The sequence below is a fragment of the Streptomyces sp. NPDC007896 genome, from assembly GCF_042959425.1.
Lineage (GTDB): Bacteria > Actinomycetota > Actinomycetes > Streptomycetales > Streptomycetaceae > Streptomyces.
Window position 1 is genome coordinate 352,677 of the sequence record NZ_JBIBKX010000006.1, and the last position, 18,282, is coordinate 370,958.

Below are 18,282 nucleotides of genomic sequence, written 5' to 3' on the forward strand. Positions count from 1 at the left end.
GACAGACCTCAAGGAGACTTACGTGGCCATCCGCGTCCTACTGGTCGACGATCAGCCGCTGCTGCGTACCGGCTTCCGGATGATTCTGGAGGCGGAGCAGGACATCGCGGTCGTCGGCGAGGCCGGTGACGGTCTCCAGGCACTCGATCAGGTACGTGCGCTGCAGCCCGATGTGGTTCTGATGGACATCCGTATGCCGAGGATGGACGGGGTGGAGGCGACCCGGCAGATCACCGGGCCGGGGCGGGACGGACCGGCCAAGGTGCTCGTCCTGACGACCTTCGACCTCGACGAGTACGTGGTGGAGGCGCTGCGCGCCGGGGCCAGCGGCTTCCTCCTCAAGGACGCGCCGGCCAATGAGCTGGTGCAGGCGATCCGGGTGGTCGCCGCGGGCGAGGCGATGCTCGCGCCGAGCATCACCCGTCGGCTTCTCGACAAGTACGCGGGTCATCTGCCATCCGGCGACGAGCCGGTGCCCGACACGCTGCACACCCTGACCGAGCGGGAGGTCGAGGTGCTGAAGCTGGTGGCGCGCGGCCTGTCGAACGCGGAGATCGCCGCCGACCTGTTCGTCAGCGAGACCACCGTCAAGACGCATGTGGGCCATGTGCTCACCAAGTTGGGGCTGCGCGACCGGGTGCAGGCCGCGGTGTACGCGTACGAGAGCGGGTTGGTGCGCCCGGGCGCACAGCAGTAACCCCCGATACGCCGTCCACTCCCCCAGGTGCTCGGCCGAGGGCCCCAGGAGCACGACCGAGGGCGCCCCCTTCCACGAAGAGGGCGCCCTCGGCGTTCGTACCGGCGGTGGTGGAGTCAGTCCTTGCTGATCTCCCAGAAGCGGAACACCGTCGAGGCGTCGAGGCAGTACTCGAGGCCGTAGACGTTGTCCCGCACGATCGCGTACTGCTTGGCCTGCCAGATCGGGATGACCGGGAGGTCCTCGGCCACGATGTCCTGGATCTTGCCGTACGCGGTGTCGGTCGAGGAGCGGTCGCTCTGGGCGGCCGTCTTCGGGATGAGCCGACCGGTGATCGTGCTGTTCGTGTAGTGGTTGCTCAGCACGTTGCCCTTGCCGAAGAAGGGGGCCGTGAAGTTGTCGGGGTCCGGGTAGTCGGGCACCCAGCCCTTCACGTACACGCCGTACTTGCCCTTGGCGATGTCCTTCTCGTACTGGTCGTACGCGACGGACTTCACGGTCGCGTCGAACAGCCCACTGGCGTTGAGCTGCTGGGCGATCGCCCTGAACTCCTGGTCGGTGGCGGGGCCGTAGCGCGAGGGGGTCGACCAGAGCGTGAGCTTGACCTTGCCGGTGATGCCCTCGGCCCGGAGCGCGGCGGCGGCCTTCGTCTTCGAGGGGCGGGCGCCGTAGCGGTCGAAGAAGGCCGTGTTGTGGCCAGTGACACCGGCCGGGACGATCGAGTACAGCGGCGTCGCGGTGTCCTTGTAGACCTTGTTGACCAGGCCCTCGCGGTCGAGCAGATAGGCGATGGCCTTGCGCACGCCAAGCTTGCCGGCGACCGGGTCGTCCATGTTGAAGACCATGTGCTGGACTTCGGCGCTGGTGCCCTCGACGACGTTGACGCCCCTGCCGGTGGAGGTGTCGTTGCTGATGTCCGCGATGTCGTCGGCGGCGAGACCTCGGTAGGCGATGTCGACCTGGTGGTTCAGCAGCGCCTTCTTCAGGGCGGTCTGGTCGCCGTGGAAGAACTTCAGCGTGATGCCGGAGTTCTTCACCTTGGCGGTGCCCTTGTAGCTGTCGTTGACCGAGAAGACGGCCTGGTCCTTGCCGAAGGAGTCCAGCTTGTACGGGCCCGAGCCGACCGCCTGGTCGTCCTTGCGCAGCCCGTTGTCCGCGTACTGCTGGTGGTCCACGATCGAGCCGGCGCCGGAGGCGATCTTGCTGGGGAAGGTGGCGTCGGCGTACTTCAGTTTGAAGACGACGGTCTTCGCGTCCGGGGTCTGGACCGTGTCGAGCATGGGGAACATGACGGCCGGACCGGAGGCGTCGTCGATCTTCAGAATGCGGTCGAAGGAGAACTTGACGTCCTCGGAGGTGAGGGCGTCACCGTTGCTGAACTTCAGGCCGTCCTGGAGCGTGCACTTGTAGACCTTTGTCGTGGCGTCCGAGAACGCGCACTCCTTGGCCGCCTCGGGAACCGGCTCCGTACCGCCGTCGGGGAAGCTCAGCAACGACTGGAAGACGTTGTTGAACAACAGCCAGGACCCCGGGTCGTAGCCGGATGCAGGGTCGGTGGCCAGGACGTCGTCGGACATCCCCATCACCAGGGAGGAGCCGGTGCCGCCGGGCTCGCTCGTCTGCGAGCCGCATCCGGCGAGCAGACCGGCGGCCAGCCCCGTCGCGACGGACAGGACTGGCCACTGGTTGCGCATGTTCACGAGGAGGTGCCTTGTCATTGTTTTTCTGGAACGCCACGTGGAGCGGGCGCCGAATCGTGCGGTCGGGCGCCGGGTCCACGGGACCCGGCGCCCTGTGAAGGACCGGTCAGCCGCTCACACCGCGGCCGAGCTCCCACAGCTGGAGCGTGGAGGACGAGTTGAGCGCCCACTCGGTGCCGGTGATGTCGTCCCGCGCGGCGATGTACTGCTTGCCCTGCCACAGCGGCAGGAGCGGTACGTCGTCGGCCACCTTGTCCTGGATTTCGGTGAGGCTCTTCGACGCGGTGAGGCGGTCGGCCTCGCGACGGGACTCCGGGATCAGCGTGCCGCGGATCGTGGAGTTCACGTACGGCGAGCCGAGGGTGTTGTCCTTGTCGAGGAACGGCGCCAGGTAGTTGTCGGCGTCCGGGAAGTCGGGGAACCAGCCCATGCCGTAGACCTGGTACTCGTTCTTCTTCTCGGCCGGACGGAACGTCGTCCAGGGCTCGCCCTTGATCTCGACACTGAACAGGCCGCTGGCGTTGAGCTGCTTCTTCAGCACCTCGAACTCCTGCGCGGTGGCCGAGCCGTAGTGGTCGGTCGTGTAGTGCAGGGTGAGCTTCACCGGGGCGGTGATGCCGGCCTTGTTCAGCGTCGTGGTGGCCTTGGAGACGCTCGGGTCGCCGTACTTGTTGAAGAACGAGTTGGAGTGACCCGTGATGGTGGCCGGGACCATCGAGAACAGCGGCTCGGCCTGGGAGCCGTACACCTTGGAGACGAGCTCGCCGCGGTTGATCACCTCGGCCATGGCCTGGCGGACGGCCTTGCTCTTCACCGTCGGGTCATCGGTGTTGAAGCCGAGGTAGCGGATCTCGAGGCCGGGCATCTCGACCAGGTCGATCTTGCCGGTCGCGCCGGCGGCACCGAGCTTGGTGATCTGCGCCGGCGTCATCGCGCGGGTCATGAGGTCGATGTCGCCCTTGTTGAGCGCGGCGCCCATGGCGTCGGCACTCTCGAAGGAGCGCATCTCGACCTTGTCGCTCTTCGGCTTCAACAGACCCTTGTAGTTCGGGTTCTTGGTGAAGGTGATCTTGTCGGCCTCGTCGTTCTTGACGTCGGCCTGGAGGGTGTACGGGCCGGAGCCGTCGACGGAGAAGCCGTCGCGCAGCTTGCCCTTCTCGTAGTCCTTCGGGTTCACGATGCCGGCGACCGGGGTCGACAGCTTGAACGGGAAGGTGGCGTCCGCGGTCTTCAGGTGGAAGATCACCTGGCGGTCGCCCTGCGTCTCCACGGTGTCGACGGTGGACAGCAGCGCGAACACACCGCTGTCGGCCTTGAGCGACATCGCGCGGTCGATCGAGAACTTCACGTCCTTGGCGGTGATCGGGTCACCGCTCGCGAACTTCAGTCCGTCGCGCAGCGTGCAGGCGTAGCGCTCGTTGCCGGAGTCGGTGAAACCGCAGCTCTCGGCAGCCTCGGGCTGGGGCTCGCCGTCACCGCGGGGCTGGACCATCAGCGTCTGCACGGTCTGGCGCAGGATGTTCCAGGTGCCGACGTCGTACGCGTACGCCGGGTCGAGAGGAGCCGGGGCATCCTTCGATGCGGTGAACCGGTCCGTGGTGCCCACGACGATCGCGTCGCCGCCGCTTCCCCCGCTGTTGGAACCGCCACACGCGGCGAGCACCGGGGCGAGCAAGCCGACAACGGCCGGCAGCACCAAAGTCTTGCGGTTCATGCTCGAGTTTCTCCAGAGCTGTCGTATCCGTGTACTCGCCATGCAGGGGTGGTGCGGGCGAGTCACCGGGGTTATGGCGAGGTTCTCGCGACGACATTAGTCCGCACCACCAGGACGGCCCGCAGAGACCGGAGTTGAGTTCCCATCACGCTGCGAAACCGGGCGTGGACGCACCGATAACCCGACAGCGGAAGGATTAGTGCAGCGTTCCACCAATCGGGACACAAGGGCACGTCGACCACCCCCGAAAGGGGGGTCGCTGCACACGGCAGCCCGAATGTCGACCCTCTATCAGGTGACAAACCTCACACTGCCAACTCGGTGGGAGAGTACCGGAATTCGGCCATCCGGCCCCGGATTGAATTTCCCGTGGCAGGTCCGGGGCCCTTACCGGCGGATACGCAGGGGATAGCGGCACATTCGGTTACGCACGCTGGGTGAACGTCTAGCGCATTTCCGTCATCAGGCCACGGAGAAAAGGCAGGTCGACCTCTTCGAGGGAGGTCACGACCGTGCGCCGGACGGCGGGGGCGATCGGGGCGACGGAGGGAACGGCGACCACGTGGCAGCCTGCGGCCTCCGCGGCGGCGACGCCCGTGGCCGTGTCCTCGATGACGGCGCACCGGGCCGGTTCGGCGCCGAGTCCGGACGCCGCCAGCAGATAGGGGTCGGGGAAGGGCTTGGTCCGCTCCACCTCGTCGCCCGCGACGGTCAGCGCGAAGTACTGGGGGCCCAGGGAGGCCAGAACACGGTCGATGATGCGCCGGTGCGAGGCGGAGACCAGGGCGGTGGGGATCTCGTGCGCGGCGAGCTCCGCGAGGAGTCTGGCCGCCCCCGGCATCAGCGGCAGCGCCCGGTCGATACGGTCCTCGAAACCGTCGTTGAGCAGCACCGTGAGCTCGCCGAGCGTGATGTCGGCCCCGGTGGCCTCGATCAGGAAGCCCGCGCTGCGAGTCATGGGGCCGCCGACCACCACATGGCGCCAGGAGTCGTCGAGGGTGTGCCCGAGCGTCCGGAAGATCTCGACCTCGACGTCCCACCAGAACCCCTCGGTGTCCACCAGGGTGCCGTCCATGTCCAGGAGCACGGCCTGCAGCGCTGAGCCTTCGGCCGTACGGGTACCGAGCGCGGGAACCGTAGTGGTCATCCTGGCGCACCTCCTTGAGGGACGAGAAGGCCGGTTCCCTCAGGGGGAACCGGCCTGCTGTGGACCGTCCAGTGTACGACGGCGTCAGGTGAAACGCCTGTTGGTTGTGGGGGCCCGCTGACTCGCCTCGCGCCGGGTCACCTCGCGTTGAAGTACTTCGCCTCCGGGTGGTGGATCACGATCGCGTCCGTGGACTGCTCGGGGTGCAGCTGGAACTCCTCCGAGAGGTGGACGCCGATGCGCTCGGGCTCCAGGAGCTCGGCGATCTTGGCGCGGTCCTCCAGGTCGGGGCAGGCGCCGTAGCCGAGGGAGAAGCGGGCACCGCGGTACTTGAGGTCGAACATGTCCTCGATGGCCGAGGGGTCCTCACCGGCGAAGCCGAGCTCGGAGCGGACGCGGGCGTGCCAGTACTCGGCGAGGGCCTCGGCCAGCTGCACGGACAGGCCGTGCAGTTCGAGGTAGTCGCGGTAGGAGTTCGACTCGAAGAGCTTGGCCGTCTCCTCGCCGATGCGGGAGCCGACCGTGACGACCTGGAGGCCGACGACGTCCCGCTCGCCGGACTCCTCGGGCCGGAAGAAGTCGGCCAGGCACAGCCGCCGTCCGCGGCGCTGGCGCGGGAAGGTGAAGCGGGTGCGCTCGTTGCCCTGTTCGTCCAGGAGGATCAGGTCGTCGTCCTTGGACACACAGGGGAAGTAGCCGTAGACGACGGCCGCTTCGAGCAGGTTGTCGGTCTGGAGCTTGTCCAGCAGTCCGCGCAGCCGGGGCCGGCCCTCGGTCTCGACGAGTTCCTCGTACGTCGGTCCGTCGCCCGCACGGGCCTGCTTCAGGCCCCACTGACCCTTGAACAGGGCGCCCTCGTCCAGCCAGGAGGCGTACTCCTTGAGCTGGATGCCCTTGATGACACGGGTGCCCCAGAAGGGCGGGGTGGGCACCGGGTTGTCGACGGCGACGTCCGAGCGGACGTGGCCCTCCTCCGGGCGCTCCTCGACGACCGTCGGTGCGGTGGCGCGCACCCGGCGCTGCTTGAGCTCCGGCAGCACGGCCCCCGGCACTCCTCGCTTGACCCCGATGAGCGCGTCCATCAGGCGAAGGCCCTCGAACGCGTCCCGGGCGTAGCGGACTTCGCCCTCGTAGATCTCGTGCAGGTCCTGCTCGACGTACGCCCTCGTCAGGGCGGCGCCACCGAGGATGACCGGGTACTCGGCGGACAGACCGCGCTGGTTGAGCTCCTCCAGGTTCTCCTTCATGATCACCGTGGACTTGACCAGCAGGCCCGACATGCCGATGACGTCGGCCCGGTGTTCCTCGGCGGCGTCCAGGATCGCGGAGACCGGCTGCTTGATGCCGAGGTTGACGACGTTGTAGCCGTTGTTGGACAGAATGATGTCGACGAGGTTCTTGCCGATGTCGTGCACGTCGCCGCGCACGGTCGCCAGCACGATGGTGCCCTTGCCCTCGGCGTCCGACTTCTCCATGTGCGGTTCGAGGTAGGCGACCGCGGTCTTCATGACCTCGGCGGACTGGAGCACGAACGGCAGCTGCATCTGGCCGGAGCCGAACAGCTCGCCGACCACCTTCATGCCGTCGAGCAGCGTCTCGTTGACGATGTCGAGGGCGGGGCGGGTCTGGAGGGCCTCGGCGAGGTCGGCCTCGAGGCCGTTCTTCTCGCCGTCGATGATGCGCCGCTTGAGTCGCTCGTCCAGGGGCAGCGCGGCCAGTTCCTCGGCCTTGCCCGCCCTCAGCGACTTGGTGGTGGCGCCCTCGAACAGCGCCATCAGCTTCTGGAGGGGGTCGTAGGCTGGTTCGTCGCCCTGCTGGGCGATGCGCCGGTCATAGATAAGGTCGAGGGCGGTGGTGACCTGCTCCTCGTCGAAGCGCGCGATGGGGAGGATCTTCGACGCGTGCACGATCGCCGAGTCCAGGCCCGCCTTGACGCACTCGTCGAGGAAAACCGAGTTGAGCAGGATGCGGGCGGCCGGGTTGAGGCCGAAGGAGATGTTCGACAGGCCCAGCGTGGTCTGCACGTCGGGGCGGCGGCGCTTGAGCTCCCGGATCGCCTCGATGGTGGCGATGCCGTCCTTGCGGGACTCCTCCTGGCCGGTGCAGATGGTGAAGGTCAGGGCGTCGATGAGGATGTCCGACTCGTGGATGCCCCAGTTCGTCGTCAGGTCCTCGATGAGCCGTTCGGCGATGGCGACCTTGGTCTCGACGGTACGGGCCTGGCCCTCCTCGTCGATGGTCAGCGCGATCAGCGCCGCGCCGTGCTCCTGCGCCAGCCGGGTGACCTTCGCGAAGCGGGACTCGGGGCCGTCGCCGTCCTCGTAGTTGACGGAGTTGATGACGGCCCGGCCGCCGAGCTTCTCCAGGCCGGCGCGCAGGACCTCGACCTCGGTGGAGTCCAGGACGATGGGCAGCGTGGAGGCGGTGGCGAAGCGTCCGGCGAGTTCCTGCATGTCCGCGACGCCGTCCCGGCCGACGTAGTCGACGCACAGGTCGAGCATGTGGGCGCCCTCGCGGATCTGGTCGCGGGCCATCTCCACACAGTCGTCCCAGCGGCCCTCCAGCATGGCCTCGCGGAACTTCTTCGAGCCGTTGGCGTTGGTGCGCTCGCCGATCGCCATGTACGCGGTGTCCTGGCGGAACGGGACGGTCTGGTAGAGGGAGGCGGCGCCGGGTTCGGGGCGCGGGTCACGGGCGGTCGGGGTGAGATCGCGGACCCGCTCGACGACCTGGCGCAGGTGCTCCGGGGTCGTACCGCAGCAGCCGCCGATCAGGGAGAGGCCGTATTCGCGTACGAAGGTCTCCTGGGCGCCGGCCAGCTCAGGTGCCGTCAGCGGGTAGTGCGCGCCGTCCCTGCCGAGCACCGGAAGACCGGCGTTCGGCATGCAGGACAGCGGGATGCGGGAGTGGCGGGCCAGATAGCGCAGGTGCTCGCTCATCTCGGCGGGGCCGGTCGCGCAGTTGAGGCCGATCATGTCGATGCCGAGCGGTTCCAGCGCGGTCAGCGCTGCGCCGATCTCGGAGCCGAGCAGCATGGTGCCCGTGGTCTCGACCGTCACCGAGACGACGAGCGGCAGGACCAGGCCGGTGGCGTCCATCGCGCGGCGGGCACCGAGGACCGCGGCCTTCGTCTGCAGCAGGTCCTGAGTGGTCTCCACGATCAGCGCGTCGGCACCACCGGCGATCATGCCCTCGGCGTTCTGCTGGTAGGCGTCGCGGAGGGTGGTGTACGGGGCGTGGCCCAGAGTCGGCAGCTTGGTGCCGGGGCCCATGGAGCCGAGCACCCAGCGCTGCTGTCCGGTGGACGCCGTGAACTCGTCCGCCACCTCGCGGGCGATACGCGCACCGGCCTCCGACAGCTCGTACACGCGCTCGGGAATGTCGTACTCACCGAGCGCCGAGTGGTTGGCGCCGAAGGTGTTCGTCTCCACACAGTCCACGCCCACCTCGAAGTAGGCCTCGTGGACGGAACGGACGATGTCGGGGCGGGTGAGGTTCAGAATCTCGTTGCAGCCCTCGAGGTTCTCGAAGTCCTCGAGCGTCGGGTCCTGCGCCTGCAGCATCGTGCCCATCGCGCCGTCGGCCACCACGACACGCTCGGCGAGCGCCTCGCGGAGCGCGGCGATGCGGGTCCGGTTCTCGGCAAGCTCTGACGAAAGGGACGGGTTCGGCAACGAAGCCATGAAGGTGCTCCCTGAAGTGCGACGGCTGTCGGCTTTGCGCTTCCCATGGAAGGCGCACGCCGTCAGGGTAGCCCGAGCACCGTCACAGGGTCAGGGGCGTCCACGGGGCGGACGGGCGTGGCGGGTGCGTCCGGGGTGTTAAGACAGACCGAACATGTTGCGACGACCCATTAGCGGGAGCTCGGCAACGAACGGTAGTGTTCGACATTGCCGAACGGCGGTAGCGGAGGCGCACGCTGTCGGTCGAAGGGGACGGAGGCAGCACGGCGATGGCACGGAACATCCAGTCGCTCGAACGGGCGGCGGCGATGCTGCGGCTCCTGGCGGGCGGCGAGCGGCAGCTCGGTCTGTCCGACATCGCCTCCTCGCTGGGCCTGGCCAAGGGTACGGCCCATGGCATCCTGCGCACCCTCCAGCAGGAGGGCTTCGTCGAACAGGACAGCGTCTCGGGGCGTTACCAGCTGGGCGCCGAGCTGTTGCGGCTCGGCACCACCTATCTCGACGTGCACGAGCTGCGCGCGCGGGCGCTGGTGTGGACCGACGACCTGGCCCGCTCCAGCGGCGAGAGCGTCTACCTGGGTGTGCTGCACCAACACGGCGTGCTGATCGTGCACCATGTGTTCCGGCCCGACGACAGCCGTCAGGTGCTGGAGGTCGGGGCCATGCAGCCGCTGCACTCCACGGCCCTGGGCAAGGTCCTGTCGGCCTACGACCCGGTGGCGCACAGCGAGGTCCTGGAGGCCGAGCGGAAGACGTTCACGGCCCGTACGACGGTCGAACCGGAGCAGTTCGAGGGCGTCCTCGACCTGACCCGCGCGCGCGGGTACGCCGACGACGTCGAGGAGACATGGACGGGCGTCGCCTCGGTCGCGGCACCCATCCACAACCGGCGGCGCATGCCGGTGGGCGCGGTGGGCATCGCGGGAGCCGTGGAGCGGATCTGCCGGGACGGCGAGCTGCGCCCCGAGCTGATCGCGGCGGTGCGGGACTGCGCCCGCGCGGTCTCCCGGGACCTGGGAGCCGGACGGTTCTGACACCCCGAACGACGAGCTGAACCCCGTACGACAACAGGCCGGTACGTGTCCTACGTACCGGCCTGTTTTGGCATGTACGCGCGGGCCGCCGAGGCCTCTCAAGATCGATAACTCACAGCGATCAATAACGATCGTGTTTTCGATAACGGACCTCTTGACGAGCTGGTAACCCCAGGGCAAGACTCCCGTCCATCGGTCGGCATTGTCGAACACCTACCGGCAATAAGCGTTAGAGTGTGACAGTGCCATGGGCCGGCATCGCCCTCACCCCCGAGGGCGCGAACCACCGGTGGGACCCGGGGTTCGCCTTCCCCTGGACGAAGGACAAAGGAGTCGCGGGTGTCCAGCTCCGACATCTTCATCGGCGAGACCATAGGTACCGCCATACTCATCCTGCTCGGCGGTGGCGTCTGTGCCGCCGTCACGCTGAAGGCCTCCAAGGCCAGAAACGCCGGCTGGCTCGCCATCGCCTTCGGGTGGGGCTTCGCGGTCCTCACGGCGGTCTACACCTCCGCGCCGCTGTCCGGCGCACACCTGAACCCGGCCGTGACGCTGGCGCTGACCATCAAGGACGGCGGCTGGAACAACCTGCCGGTGTACTGGGGCGGCCAGCTGCTCGGCGCGATGATCGGCGCCACGCTGGTCTGGGTCGTGTACTACGGACAGTTCCACGCGCACCTGACCGACCCCGACATCGTCGGGGCCGCGGACGCGCAGGCCGCTGGTGCCAAGGCCGTCGAGGCGGAGGAGAAGGGCGCGGGCCCCGTGCTCGGCATCTTCTCCACCGGTCCCGAGATCCGCAACGCGGTGCAGAACCTCGCCACGGAGATCATCGCCACCGTCGTGCTGGTGCTCGCGGTTCTCACGCAGGGTCTCAACGACAAGGGCAACGGCCTCGGCCCGCTGGGCGCCCTGATCACCGCGCTGGTGGTTGTCTCCATCGGTCTCTCCCTCGGTGGACCCACCGGTTACGCGATCAACCCGGCCCGTGACCTCGGCCCGCGCATCGTGCACGCGCTGCTCCCCCTGCCGAACAAGGGCGGCTCCGACTGGAGCTACGCCTGGGTTCCGGTCGTCGGTCCGCTGATCGGCGGCGCGATCGCCGCAGGCCTCTACAACGTCGCCTTTGCTTAAAGCCCCGAGGCCTTCGGGCCTCGGGCCCTCTTTGAACCGCAAGGTTTTCCGAGCCGTAAGCAATACGCCGTCAGGCTGTGAGCAATACGCCGTGAGCCAGCCCCTTTCATACGGAACCTTCAGGAGCACACCGTGACCGACGCACACACCGCCGGCCCCTTCATCGCCGCGATCGACCAGGGCACCACGTCCAGCCGCTGCATCGTCTTCGACCGCGACGGACGCATCGTCTCCGTCGACCAGAAGGAGCACGAGCAGATCTTCCCGAAGCCGGGCTGGGTCGAGCACAACGCCGCCGAGATCTGGACCAACGTCCAGGAAGTCGTGGCCGGGGCCATCGAGAAGGCCGGCATCACCCGTGACGACATCAAGGCCATCGGCATCACCAACCAGCGCGAGACCACCGTGCTGTGGGACAAGAACACCGGTGAGCCCGTCCACAACGCCATCGTCTGGCAGGACACCCGCACCGACGCGCTCTGCAAGGAGCTCGGCCGCAACGTGGGCCAGGACCGCTTCCGCCGCGAGACCGGCCTGCCGCTCGCGTCCTACTTCGCCGGCCCCAAGGCCCGCTGGCTGCTCGACAACGTCGACGGTCTGCGCGAGCGCGCCGAGGCCGGGGACATCCTCTTCGGCACCATGGACACCTGGGTCATCTGGAACCTGACGGGCGGTGCGAACGGTGGCCACCACGTCACCGACGTCACCAACGCCTCCCGCACCATGCTGATGAACCTGCACACCCTGGCATGGGACGACAAGATCGCCGAGTCCATCGGCGTCCCGCTGGCCATGCTGCCGGAGATCCGCTCCTCCGCCGAGGTGTACGGCGAGGTGACCGGCGGCCGGCTCGGTGAGCTGCTCGGCGGCATCCCGGTCGCCTCCGCGCTCGGCGACCAGCAGGCGGCCCTGTTCGGCCAGACCTGCTTCTCCGAGGGCGAGGCCAAGTCCACGTACGGCACCGGCACGTTCATGCTGATGAACACCGGCGACAAGATCATCAACTCGTACTCGGGCCTGCTCACCACGGTCGGCTACCGCATCGGCGACCAGGCTCCGGTCTACGCCCTCGAGGGTTCGATCGCCGTCACCGGTTCGCTGGTGCAGTGGATGCGCGACCAGATGGGCCTGATCAAGTCCGCCGCCGAGATCGAGACCCTCGCGTCCTCGGTCGAGGACAACGGCGGTGCCTACTTCGTGCCGGCCTTCTCCGGCCTGTTCGCCCCGTACTGGCGCTCCGACGCCCGCGGTGTGATCGCCGGTCTGACCCGGTACGTCACCAAGGCGCACATCGCGCGCGCCGTCCTGGAGGCCACCGCCTGGCAGACCCGTGAGATCACCGACGCCATGACGAAGGACTCCGGCGTCGAACTCACGGCCCTCAAGGTCGACGGCGGCATGACCTCCAACAACCTGCTGATGCAGACCCTGGCCGACGTCCTGGACGCCCCCGTGGTGCGCCCGATGGTCGCCGAGACCACCTGCCTCGGCGCCGCCTACGCCGCCGGTCTCGCCGTCGGCTTCTGGACCAACACCGAGGACCTGCGCGCCAACTGGCGCCGGGCCGCGGAATGGACCCCCAACATGGACGCGGAGATCCGCGACCGTGAGTACAAGAGCTGGCTCAAGGCCGTGGAGCGGACCATGGGCTGGATCGAAGACGAGAACTGACAAGGAGTAACAACCCGCAATGACCAGTCAGTCCACCCTGCAGTCCGTGCCTGCCCTCGGTACGCACCCGGCCTCCGGCTCCAACCCGAGCCGCGCCGAGACCCGGGAGCAGCTCTCCAAGGCGACGTACGACCTTCTCGTGATCGGCGGCGGCATCCTGGGCATCTCCACCGCCTGGCACGCCGCGCAGTCCGGTCTGCGGGTGGCTCTGGTCGACGCCGGCGACTTCGCCGGCGCCACCTCCTCCGCCTCCTCCAAGCTGCTCCACGGCGGTCTGCGCTACCTGCAGACCGGCGCGGTGAAGCTGGTGGCGGAGAACCACTTCGAGCGCCGTGCGGTCTCCCGCCAGGTGGCCCCCCACCTGGCGAACCCGCTCACGTTCTACCTCCCCGTGTACAAGGGCGGGCCGCACGGCGCGGCGAAGCTCGGGGCGGGCGTCTTCGCCTACTCCGCACTGTCGGCGTTCGGCGACGGCGTCGGCCATCTGCTCTCGCCGGCCAAGGCGCAGCAGGACGTGCCGGAGTTGCGCACCGAGAACCTCAAGGCCGTGGCCGTGTACGGCGACGACCAGATGAACGACGCGCGCATGGCGCTGATGACGGTCCGCGCGGCCGTCGAGGCGGGTGCGGTCGTCCTCAACCACGCGGAGGTGACCGGCCTGCGCTTCACCAAGGGCCGGGTCACGGGCGCGGACCTCAAGGACGGTACGAACGGCGCGGAGTTCGGGGTCAACGCGCGCCTCGTCCTCAACGCCACCGGCCCCTGGGTCGACCACCTGCGCAAGCTGGAGGACCCGAACGCGGCGCCCTCCATCCGCCTGTCCAAGGGCGCGCACCTGGTTCTCAAGCGCACCTCCCCCTGGAAGGCCGCGCTCGCGACCCCGATCGACAAGTACCGCATCACCTTCGCCCTCCCCTGGGAGGACATGCTGCTGCTCGGCACGACCGACGAGGAGTACGAGGGCGACCCGGCGGACGTCTCGGTCACCGAGAAGGACATATCCCAGATCCTGGACGAGGCCGCGTTCTCCATCCGCGACCAGCAGCTCTCCCGTGATCTGATCACCTACTCCTTCGCCGGTCTGCGGGTGCTGCCCGGCGGCCCCGGCGACACCTCGAAGGCCAAGCGCGAGACGGTCGTCACGGAGGGCCGTGGCGGGATGCTGTCCGTCGCGGGCGGCAAGTGGACCACCTTCCGGCACATCGGCCGTACGGTCATGAAGAAGCTGGAGTCGCTGCCGGGCCACCCGCTGGGCGAGGACTTCGAGCCGATCTCCGAACTGCCGAAGAAGCTGCCGCTGCCGGGTGTCGCCAACCCGCGCGCGGTCGCCCACCGGCTGCTCGTCGACGGCCCTGCGCCCGGCCCCCGTATGGGCGCCGACACCGCCAAGCACCTGGCGACGCACTACGGTTCGCTGGCCTTCGACATCGCACGCCTGGCCAACGAGAGCCCGGAGCTCGGCGAGCGCGTCCACCCGGACGCCCCGGAGATCTGGGCGCAGGTCGTGTGGGCCCGCGACCACGAGTGGGCCGAGACGACGGACGACGTGCTGCGCCGCCGTACGACGCTGACGATCCGCGGGCTCGCCACGGACGAGGTCCGCGGCAAGGTGCAGGACCTGCTCGACAAGAAGTGACCACCCCCTGAGCGGGTGATCCGATCGGTTTGAGGGGCGGCTCCCACGGGGGGAGCCGCCCCTCCGCGTGCGCCGCCACAGCCCGGCGCCCGTCAGCGCAGGAGTGCCTCGACGTCCTCGGTGGACGTCAACTCCCCGCGACGGACGATCAGTTCGCGCCCGAGGAGGAGCGCGCGCCGGGAGGCGGGTACCGGGTCCGGGAGGGTGGTGAGGTCGGTGAGGTGGGCGAAGCCGATGACGCGGCGGCGGCGCGCTCCGCGAACGGGCGGGCGGGCGTCTTCAACATCGGCCTCGCAGGCATGATGCTGATCGGCTGGCTGCTTCACGGCCGTGACCACGAGCCGGTTCACCGGCGGACGGCATCGCGTACGAGGATCTGAAACTCGGCTGCGGCATCGCTCCGGTGCCGCGCCTGCTGAGCGCGGGTGTGACGGTCGGGCTCGGCACGGACGGAGCGGCCGGCTCGAACATGCTGGACATGCTGGACATGCTGGGGGCGGTGCGGCAGGCGGCCCTGGTCCACACACAACCCGTGGTCCACGCTCGCCTACGCCGCGCACTCGGCGGACGTGAGGGACACCGTCGTCTACGGCAGGATCCTGATGCGGGACCGCGTGCTCACGACGCTCGACGAGGCCGCCGCCCTCGCCGATCTGGGGGCTCTCGCCTGATCCGACCGTGGATTGTGTGTCCGTTCGGCCTGGTGACCCCACATAATGGCCCAAGACATCGGATGACTCAGCGACATCCGGAGTGACAGGGAGGTCGGCCATGGCAGTCACCGATGAGGCGATCGAGAAGATCAAGGGCATGATCGTCTCCGGCACGCTGCGCCCCGGCGACCGGCTTCCCAAGGAGAGCGAGCTCGCCGCCGACCTCGGCCTGTCCCGGAACTCCCTTCGGGAGGCGGTGCGCGCGCTCTCGCTGATCCGCATCCTGGACGTACGTCAGGGCGACGGCACGTACGTCACCAGCCTGGATCCCCAGCTCCTCCTGGAGGCGCTGAGCTTCGTCGTCGACTTCCACCGGGACGACACGGTGCTCGAGTTCCTCGCCGTGCGCCGGATCCTGGAGCCCGCCGCGACGGCGATGGCAGCCTCGAGGATCAGCGAGCAGCAACTGCAGGCCCTGACCTCCCAGCTGGACGCGCTGGGCGCCGCCCCCTCGGTGGAGGAGCTCGTCGCCTGCGACCTGGAGTTCCACCGGGGCATCGTGCAGAGTTCCGGGAACTCGGTCCTGTGCTCGCTGCTGGACGGCCTCTCGGGGCCCACCACCCGGGCCCGGATCTGGCGCGGCCTCACCCAGGAGGACGCGGTCAGCCGCACCCTGCACGAGCACCGGGCGATCCTGTCCGCCCTGCGGGACCGCGACGCGGAGGCGGCCCGCTCGTGGGCGACGGTGCACATCGCGAGCGTGGAGCAGTGGCTGCGCAGCACCCTGTAGAAACAGCTCGGATGACTCGGGGGGGGTGGTTCATGGTGGCGATCACGCGTGTTTCCGGCCCCTCGGTGGGGCAGTGATCCGTTCACTCCCCCGTGCAAGGGGGCTGCGGAGGCCCCCTTGGCACGCCGTAAGGTTGGGGCGTACGTAAGGGGCACGTCGGAAGGAGGCGCTGGGTGATCGAGCTCGAGGGGGTTCCCGAGCTGATCGACCCGGTCATGGTGGCCGCGTTCGAGGGCTGGAACGACGCCGGCGACGCCGCCTCCACCGCGGTCGCGCATCTCGACAGGGAGTGGAAGGGCGAGGTGTTCGCGGCGCTGGACGCCGAGGACTACTACGACTTCCAGGTGAACCGCCCCACGGTGTGGCTGGACGGCGGGGTCCGCAAGATCACCTGGCCGACCACGCGCCTGTCGGTGGTCCGGGTCGGCGGCGAGAAGCCGCGCGATCTCGTGCTGGTCCGCGGGATCGAGCCGTCGATGCGGTGGCGCTCGTTCTGCAACGAGCTGCTCGGCTTCGCGCACGAGCTGGGTGTGGAGCTGGTGGTGATCCTGGGCGCACTGCTCGGTGACACCCCGCACACACGTCCGGTGCCGGTCAGCGGGGTCACCTCCGACCCGGACCTGGCCCGCACGATGGACCTGGAGGAGACCAAGTACGAGGGCCCCACGGGCATTGTCGGCATCCTCCAGGAGGCGTGCACGCACGCGGGAGTACCGGCGGTGTCACTGTGGGCGGCCGTACCGCACTATGTGTCGCAGCCGCCGAACCCGAAGGCGACGCTGGCCCTCCTCAACCGTCTGGAGGACCTGATCGACCTGCGGATCCCGCTGGGCGAGCTGCCCGAGGACGCGCGGGCCTGGCAGCTGGGCGTGGACCAGCTGGCCGCCGAGGACAGCGAGGTCGCCGAGTACGTGCAGACGCTGGAGGAGGCCCGGGACACCGCGGAGCTGCCGGAGGCGTCGGGCGAGGCGATCGCGCGCGAGTTCGAGCGCTATCTGCGGCGGCGGGACGGCGGTCCGGCGGGCCCGGCCCCCGGCGGGCACGCCACGGCCGACGGCAGCGACAGCTCCTCGTATCTGCGGGACAACCCCGGCGGTCGTCCGAAGCCTCCGAAGTCCCCGCGGCCGGAGACCGGCACCGAGGACGAGGACTCCCCGGAGGACTGAGCGGACCGATCGGACAGACCGGACGGATCAGACGGATCGGTCCGCGCAGGCGGAAGCCCGGCCGACGGAAGGGGCGGTGCGCACCTGGCGCACCGCCCCTCCGCGTTCAGTACCCCGCGGTCTCCTCGCGTCAGCGTTCGACGGCGATCACGTCGTACGGGGTGTCCGGCGTCGGGGTGGTCGTGAAGCGGGCGTTGGGCAGGTACAGGCGGTCCCCGTACGCGGCCACGGTGGTCGGCACGTCGAGGTCCTGGTCGGTGAGGCGGTGTTGGAAGACGCCGCTGCGCCCGTCGGGTGAGAGCCGGAAGACGTCGATCGCGTTCTGCATGTTCTGCACCACGTACAGCGTCCGGCCGGTGAGCAGCAGCCCGTCGCCGTTGACGAGGGGCGCCGCGTCGCCGAGGTCGACGAGCCGGGTGACTCCGGTCCTCGGGTCGACCCGGTGCAGGGCGCCGACCCCGGTCTGCACGACGAGCAGGGCGGCACCGTCCGGGGTCCGCGTGATCCCGTTGGCGTTGATCGTGGCGCCGGGCACCTGGCTCCAGTCGCCACCCAGGGGGAGCCGTACGACGTCGGCCGCGTCCGGCAGGGCGCCGCCCGGGCCGAGCGGCAGCGCGTACAGCGTGGGCTGGTAGGAGTCGGTGAACCAGACCGCGCGGGGGGTCAGGACCACGTCGTTGACGAAGGTCTCGGGCTCCGTGGCGAGGACGTACGACGCGAGTTCGGCGCCGGTACGGACGTCCACCACGCGGGCACCCGTGCCGACCGTGGCGATGAACAGCCGCCCCCTGCCGTCGAGTTTGAGCCCGGCCGCCGCCGTACCCGGCCCCGGGGCGATGGTCCGGCCCTGTCCGGTGCGCAGATCGGCGCGGTAGACCGAACCGTCGGCGATGGATCCGAGGTAGGCGTACGGACCGCCGCCGATGGTGATGCCCTCCGGGCGGATGCCGTTCGGCAGATGTATGACGGTGGGTAACGACTTCTCTGCTGCCCAGGCCGGGCCGGCCGAGGACCCGGCGAGCGCGGCGCCGGCGAGCGCGGCACCGGCGGTGAGCAGTCTTCGGCGACTGGGACGGTCTTCGAACGAACGGTGCGTGGATGTCACGGTGCGTCCTTCCGGGCGGGACCGGGAGTTGACCGGTCCAGCGATCAACTGTCCCTGCCACCCCACCACATGACACCTGACTCCGCAGCCTTTGGCCTGTTTGCTGCGTGACATCTGTTTCAGGACGGATTGCACAGGTTTCCCAATTCAAC

The 18,282-nt window shown here is 69.0% G+C and carries 12 protein-coding genes and 2 pseudogenes; 8 read left to right on the forward strand and 6 right to left on the reverse strand.

Going from position 1 to position 18,282, the window contains the following annotated elements:
• Positions 1-22: 22 nt before the first annotated feature.
• On the forward strand, positions 23-697 hold the full coding sequence (locus ACFZDJ_RS21795) for a response regulator transcription factor (protein WP_075027695.1): 675 nt from the start codon (positions 23-25) through the stop codon (positions 695-697).
• 116 nt (positions 698-813) lie between these two features.
• Here the strand turns inward: ACFZDJ_RS21795 and ACFZDJ_RS21800 are convergent, their stop codons facing one another.
• The 4 genes from ACFZDJ_RS21800 to metH form a co-directional block, all read right to left on the reverse strand.
• Positions 814-2,397 (reverse strand): ABC transporter substrate-binding protein, encoded by a 1,584-nt coding sequence (locus ACFZDJ_RS21800; protein ID WP_390934171.1) that lies wholly within the window; start codon positions 2,395-2,397, stop codon positions 814-816.
• A gap of 106 nt (positions 2,398-2,503) precedes the next feature.
• Positions 2,504-4,111 (reverse strand): ABC transporter substrate-binding protein, encoded by a 1,608-nt coding sequence (locus ACFZDJ_RS21805; protein ID WP_391060838.1) that lies wholly within the window; start codon positions 4,109-4,111, stop codon positions 2,504-2,506.
• 445 nt (positions 4,112-4,556) lie between these two features.
• Positions 4,557-5,258, reverse strand: coding sequence for an HAD family phosphatase (locus tag ACFZDJ_RS21810; RefSeq protein WP_067365320.1), 702 nt, complete (start codon positions 5,256-5,258; stop codon positions 4,557-4,559).
• Between the two features lie 137 nt (positions 5,259-5,395).
• The gene (gene metH, locus ACFZDJ_RS21815; RefSeq protein ID WP_212727667.1) at positions 5,396-8,941 is read right to left on the reverse strand and encodes a methionine synthase; all 3,546 of its coding nucleotides are present in this window, start codon (positions 8,939-8,941) and stop codon (positions 5,396-5,398) included.
• Positions 8,942-9,210: 269 nt separating this feature from the next.
• Here metH and ACFZDJ_RS21820 point away from each other — a divergent pair, with 269 nt between their 5' ends.
• From ACFZDJ_RS21820 to ACFZDJ_RS21835, 4 genes are all read left to right on the forward strand, one after another.
• The gene (locus ACFZDJ_RS21820; RefSeq protein ID WP_385372355.1) at positions 9,211-9,975 is read left to right on the forward strand and encodes an IclR family transcriptional regulator; all 765 of its coding nucleotides are present in this window, start codon (positions 9,211-9,213) and stop codon (positions 9,973-9,975) included.
• Positions 9,976-10,314: 339 nt separating this feature from the next.
• Positions 10,315-11,109, forward strand: coding sequence for an MIP/aquaporin family protein (locus ACFZDJ_RS21825; protein ID WP_101406093.1), 795 nt, complete (start codon positions 10,315-10,317; stop codon positions 11,107-11,109).
• A 132-nt stretch (positions 11,110-11,241) separates the two neighbouring features.
• Positions 11,242-12,780 carry a glycerol kinase GlpK gene (gene glpK / locus ACFZDJ_RS21830; protein ID WP_101406092.1) on the forward strand — a complete coding sequence of 513 codons (1,539 nt, stop codon included), beginning with the start codon at positions 11,242-11,244 and terminating at the stop codon, positions 12,778-12,780.
• 19 nt (positions 12,781-12,799) lie between these two features.
• The gene (locus ACFZDJ_RS21835; RefSeq protein WP_384906302.1) at positions 12,800-14,416 is read left to right on the forward strand and encodes an FAD-dependent oxidoreductase; all 1,617 of its coding nucleotides are present in this window, start codon (positions 12,800-12,802) and stop codon (positions 14,414-14,416) included.
• 92 nt (positions 14,417-14,508) lie between these two features.
• On the opposite strand, the pseudogene ACFZDJ_RS21840 reads toward ACFZDJ_RS21835, so the two are convergent.
• Positions 14,509-14,661, reverse strand: a pseudogene (locus ACFZDJ_RS21840) (S-methyl-5-thioribose kinase); the annotation flags it as partial.
• 92 nt (positions 14,662-14,753) lie between these two features.
• Between ACFZDJ_RS21840 and ACFZDJ_RS21845 the strand changes: the two are divergent.
• The 3 genes and pseudogenes from ACFZDJ_RS21845 to ACFZDJ_RS21855 all read left to right on the forward strand — a co-directional run.
• Positions 14,754-15,087 (forward strand): annotated as a pseudogene (locus tag ACFZDJ_RS21845) (amidohydrolase family protein); the annotation flags it as partial.
• Positions 15,088-15,187: 100 nt separating this feature from the next.
• Positions 15,188-15,859 (forward strand): FadR/GntR family transcriptional regulator, encoded by a 672-nt coding sequence (locus tag ACFZDJ_RS21850; RefSeq protein ID WP_168507564.1) that lies wholly within the window; start codon positions 15,188-15,190, stop codon positions 15,857-15,859.
• A gap of 173 nt (positions 15,860-16,032) precedes the next feature.
• Positions 16,033-17,025: a PAC2 family protein gene (locus tag ACFZDJ_RS21855; protein WP_384906303.1), complete on the forward strand. Its 993-nt coding sequence runs from the start codon at positions 16,033-16,035 to the stop codon at positions 17,023-17,025.
• A gap of 130 nt (positions 17,026-17,155) precedes the next feature.
• On the opposite strand, the gene ACFZDJ_RS21860 is transcribed toward ACFZDJ_RS21855, so the two are convergent.
• On the reverse strand, positions 17,156-18,130 hold the full coding sequence (locus ACFZDJ_RS21860; RefSeq protein WP_391060840.1) for an SMP-30/gluconolactonase/LRE family protein: 975 nt from the start codon (positions 18,128-18,130) through the stop codon (positions 17,156-17,158).
• Positions 18,131-18,282: the final 152 nt, after the last annotated feature.

Coding starts and splice junctions, on each gene's coding strand:
- ACFZDJ_RS21820 (WP_385372355.1), top strand. CDS start 9,211: ATGGCACGGAACATCCAGTCGCTCGAACGGGCGGCGGCGATGCTGCGG.
- ACFZDJ_RS21835 (WP_384906302.1), top strand. CDS start 12,800: ATGACCAGTCAGTCCACCCTGCAGTCCGTGCCTGCCCTCGGTACGCAC.
- ACFZDJ_RS21805 (WP_391060838.1), bottom strand. CDS start 4,111: ATGAACCGCAAGACTTTGGTGCTGCCGGCCGTTGTCGGCTTGCTCGCC.
- ACFZDJ_RS21810 (WP_067365320.1), bottom strand. CDS start 5,258: ATGACCACTACGGTTCCCGCGCTCGGTACCCGTACGGCCGAAGGCTCA.
- ACFZDJ_RS21850 (WP_168507564.1), top strand. CDS start 15,188: ATGGCAGTCACCGATGAGGCGATCGAGAAGATCAAGGGCATGATCGTC.
- metH (WP_212727667.1), bottom strand. CDS start 8,941: ATGGCTTCGTTGCCGAACCCGTCCCTTTCGTCAGAGCTTGCCGAGAAC.